At 37.4% G+C, this 4,548-nt stretch carries 3 protein-coding genes; all 3 read left to right on the forward strand.

Annotation, left to right across the window (positions count from 1 at the left end; all coding sequences use genetic code 11):
• Positions 1-319: 319 nt before the first annotated feature.
• The 3 genes from ABES03_RS18610 to ptsG all read left to right on the forward strand — a co-directional run bounded on the left by ABES03_RS18610 (position 320) and on the right by ptsG (position 4,305).
• Complete coding sequence (locus ABES03_RS18610; RefSeq protein WP_430119409.1) at positions 320-754, forward strand: GNAT family N-acetyltransferase; 435 nt, start codon at positions 320-322, stop codon at positions 752-754.
• A gap of 455 nt (positions 755-1,209) precedes the next feature.
• Entirely contained in the window at positions 1,210-2,067 is an 858-nt protein-coding gene (gene glcT, locus ABES03_RS18615; RefSeq protein ID WP_430119412.1) for a glucose PTS transporter transcription antiterminator GlcT, read from the forward strand.
• A gap of 192 nt (positions 2,068-2,259) precedes the next feature.
• On the forward strand, positions 2,260-4,305 hold the full coding sequence (gene ptsG, locus ABES03_RS18620) for a glucose-specific PTS transporter subunit IIBC (RefSeq protein ID WP_430119415.1): 2,046 nt from the start codon (positions 2,260-2,262) through the stop codon (positions 4,303-4,305).
• The last annotated feature ends 243 nt before the right edge of the window (positions 4,306-4,548 follow it).

The raw sequence follows: 4,548 nt of genomic DNA on the forward strand, positions 1-4,548 counted from the left end.
ATGCCCGTGCTAAGGGAAAAGAACGCGACCGGTAAATAGGGGGAGGTTCTAATGCCCGAGGTAAGTGAAAAAGCTCCCGACCGGTAAAAATATAAGCCGTTCTCTTTTGGAGTACCCGCATAGGAAAAAGCAAATTTGAACTCAAGTATAAAAGCAGTGGATTTCGCACCTGAAATCGCACTGCTTTTAGCATTTTTTCGAAAAAATATCTACTAAGATAACCAGAGAAGCTTATTTTAACTATCGGGGTAGGTTAGAGAATAAAACTATGAGGATTTCAATAGGTATAAATAAATTAACAAATTGGAGAGTGGCATAAATGGGGATTAGAACAGCAAATGTTGAGGATTGGAAGCAAATTTCTTTATTGTTAATCCAGTTGGACTATCCAGATACCGGAACTTTCATAAAAGAAAAAATAGAAACTCTTCTTACTCACCCAAATGAGGAGTTATTTGTTTACGATAAAGATAAAAGGATTATTGCTTTAATTTCAATACATTTTATACCTCAATTAGCTGTCAAAGGAGATTTCGCAAGAATAAGTTATTTTGCAGTTGATAAAAACATTAGAAGTATTGGAATAGGACGTGAGATTGAAGAATATTGTACTAATTTAGCCAATAAAAGAAATTGCGATAGAATTGAAGTGCATTGCCATTCAAGAAGGATAGATGCACATAGGTTTTATATCCGACAAGGGTTTACCGAATCCCCAAAATACTTTGTTAAGTTGTTATCCCAATCTGATTAATATCACATTATCCATTACTAATGGGGTTTTGTTCAGTTCAATTTTAAAGACGACAGTAACCCTGTCGCTTTTAGTTATGGAATTAGCAAACGAATTTGCAACTCAAATAGCAGAAGCATAAATTTTTATTATGCTTTTGCTATTTGAGTTGCGATTTATACTGTTAATTTAAGTGAAAAATTTTAAAAAACACCTTCTAACCAATAAAAAGGCAGAGTGAATTCATATGCGAATTACTCTGCGATTTATTCTGAAATTATATGTGTATTTATAGCTGCGGGTCCCTCAAAAGAGAACGGCTTAGTAAAAATAGGGGAACTGTATTGCTCGTGGCAAGGTTGCCTGGCGCTTGCGCATTTCTTGTTTACCAGTTATTTGTCACATGGTTGTCGAACTTTGTCGTTGACTTCCTGTTTCACCTCTTATAACATGATAATACTAAGATAACATGGTGAATGGGAGGGAAGGGTTTGGCAAACTTATTAATTGAAAAAGTATTAAATAACAATGTCTTAATTGCTGAGCACCCTTCCTATGAAGAAGTAGTCTTAATTGGAAAAGGCATTGGCTTTAATCGGAAACGCGGGGATTATATTGATACAGATTTAGTCGAAAAGCTATTTGTCCTGAAAAATGAAAAAGAGCAGGAAAATTACATCAAATTGCTTCCGTTTATCGATAATGAGTTTTTAGAAGTGATTATTTCCGCCATGGATTTAATAAAGCAACGAACCAATTCTGTGCTAAATGAACATATACATGTCGCATTAACGGACCATATTATGTTTGCCCTAACGAGAGCTTCTCAAGGAATGGAAATGAATAATCCGTTCTTAGTGGAAACTAAGGCTCTTTACCGCCATGAGTTCGAAATAGCAAAAGAAGTGGTAGAGTTAATTAAAGAAAAGACCGGGATTGACCTGCCGATTGGGGAGGTCGGATTTATCGCTCTCCATATTCATAGTGCAGTGACCAACAGAAACCTCTCCGACGTGAATCAATATTCACAGCTTGTCAGCCGGCTGGTCGAAATGGTCGAAGAGCAGTTTGAAATAGAGATTGATAAAGAAAGCATTGATTATATGAGGCTTGTTCGTCACTTGCGCTTTGCTATTGAGAGAGTAGTCAAAGGGGAAAAAGTAGAGGAACCAGAAAAAATTGCTTCCCTCTTGAAAGAAGAATATCCTGTGTGTTATAATCTCTCATGGAAGCTCATTAAAGTGATGCAGCAAACATTAAAAATGAAGGTTTTTGATGCAGAAGCGGTCTATCTAACGATGCATCTGCAGCGACTTCAACATAAATTTAAATAGCTATTATTTTTTACGTGTTACTGATTCGATCAGGCATGAGTGAAAAGTATTAATTGAATTGAAGGTTTAGGGGTAGTCTATACCCATAGCCTGCATTCAATTGAACTTTTACTCATGCCTTTTTTTATTGGTATTTTTACCAATAATGTAACCGCTTTATGAGCCAAGAAAAATATTTAGGAGGTAACATTTATGTTTAAAAATGCTTTCGGCGTCTTGCAAAAAGTCGGTAAAGCTTTAATGTTGCCGGTTGCACTTTTACCGGCAGCTGGTATCTTACTTGCTTTAGGTGCTGCTCTCGTAAACCCAGCCCTATTAGATTTAGCGCCATTCTTAGATAACAGTGCTGTAGCGATGGTGGCATCAGTTATGAAAAATGCCGGTGATATTGTCTTCGGTAACCTTCCACTCCTTTTTGCGGTTGGTGTTGCTATAGGATTAGCTGGTGGGGAAGGTACAGCCGGACTAGCAGCAATCATTGGTTATCTAATTATGAATGTAACAATGGGTACTGTTTTAGGGATTGACCCGAAGGAAATCAATGGTACAAATTACGTGAGTGTTCTAGGGATCCCAACTCTTCAAACAGGAGTGTTTGGAGGGATTATCGTTGGTATTATTGCAGCGACCTTGTATAATAAGTTCTTTGAAATTGAATTACCATCTTATTTAGGATTCTTTGCTGGAAAACGTTTTGTTCCAATCATTACGGCAGGAACAGCGATTCTATTGGGATTACTAATGCTCGTTATTTGGCCGCCAATCCAATCAGGATTGAACGCATTCTCGAATAACATGGTTAATGCAAACTTAACTCTCTCTGCATTTGTTTTCGGAGTAATTGAACGTTCATTAATTCCATTTGGATTACACCATATTTTCTATTCTCCGTTCTGGTTTGAATTTGGAAACTATACAACAAAAGCGGGTCAAGTGGTACACGGTGACCAGCGTATCTTCATGGCACAGATTTCTGATCACGTGAAAAATCTAACTGCTGGTACATTTATGACAGGTAAATTCCCATTCATGATGTTCGGGTTGCCTGCTGCTGCGCTAGCGATCTACCATGAAGCAAGACCTGAAAAGAAAGTGTTCGTTGGGGGATTAATGGCATCTGCTGCCCTCACATCTTTCTTAACTGGTATTACAGAACCAATCGAGTTCTCATTCTTATTCGTTGCACCTATTCTATTCGGTATCCATGCGATCTTCGCTGGTTTATCATTTATGGTTATGCATTTATTAGATGTAAAAATCGGTATGACATTCTCTGGTGGTTTAATTGACTACATCCTATTCGGATTAATCAATCCACAAACACACGCTTGGATTGTTATCCCTGTTGGTTTAGTCTTTGCTGTAATTTACTACTTCGGTTTCCGTTTTGCGATTCGTAAGTTCAATCTCAAAACACCAGGTCGTGAAGTAGAGGAAGAAGAAGACCAAGTACAAACAGGTAAAGCAAGTTCTGGTGATTTAGCTGCTAACATTTTAGTGGCTATGGGTGGTAAAGAAAACATCGCTCACCTTGATGCATGTATTACTCGTCTTCGTGTTTCTGTTAATGATATTAAGGATGTAGATAAAAACCAATTGAAAAAGTTAGGTGCTGCAGGTGTCCTTGAAGTAGGTAACAATATTCAAGCGATCTTCGGTCCACGTTCTGAAACCATTAAAGGTCAAATGAAAGATATTATGGCTGGAAAAAGACCAAGCGCAACTACAGTAAATGTAGAAAAGCAAGAAGAGGCAGTTGCAGCTCCAACGCAAGCTAAAGCTAACGAAGTATTCGTGGCTCCAATTAAAGGGGAAATCAAAGAAATTACTGAAGTTCCTGACCAAGTGTTTGCAGGAAAAATGATGGGTGACGGTTTTGCGATTGTACCTTCAGAAGGATTAGTGGCATCACCTGTTGATGGAAAGATTGTCAATCTATTCCCTACAAAACATGCGATTGGAATCTTATCTGACGGTGGACGTGAAATCCTTATTCACGTGGGTATTGATACCGTAAACTTAAAGGGCCAAGGTTTTGAAACGTTGGTTTCTGAAAATGACCGAGTAGTGAAGGGTCAACCACTATTAAAAGTGGATTTAGATTATATTAAAGAACATGCAACATCTACGATCACTCCAATTGTCTTCACTAACCTAGCTGAAGGCGAAAAGATTGTAATCGAAAAACAAGGTCTTGTTGATGTAAAACAAGAAGGTATTATTAAAATCACAAAGTAAAAGGAAGCCGGCTGAGAGCCGGCTTTCTTTTTTTCTATTTAATATAGTAGGAATAAATTAATGAGAAAATAGTTGTTGACGGATTAGGTGCTAGGTGGTAGTATATTAAAGCAGTCGTTAATGACGAGTTAACAACATGATGATGATAAAAACATCAAACAAATGGTTGACAATGAGTTATCGACATGATATAGTAATAAAGTTGCTTCTAACGAAGTGATTGAGATTGTTCTTTGAAAACTA

Source organism: Neobacillus rhizosphaerae, assembly GCF_050477885.1.
Classification (GTDB): domain Bacteria; phylum Bacillota; class Bacilli; order Bacillales; family Cytobacillaceae; genus Neobacillus; species Neobacillus rhizosphaerae_A.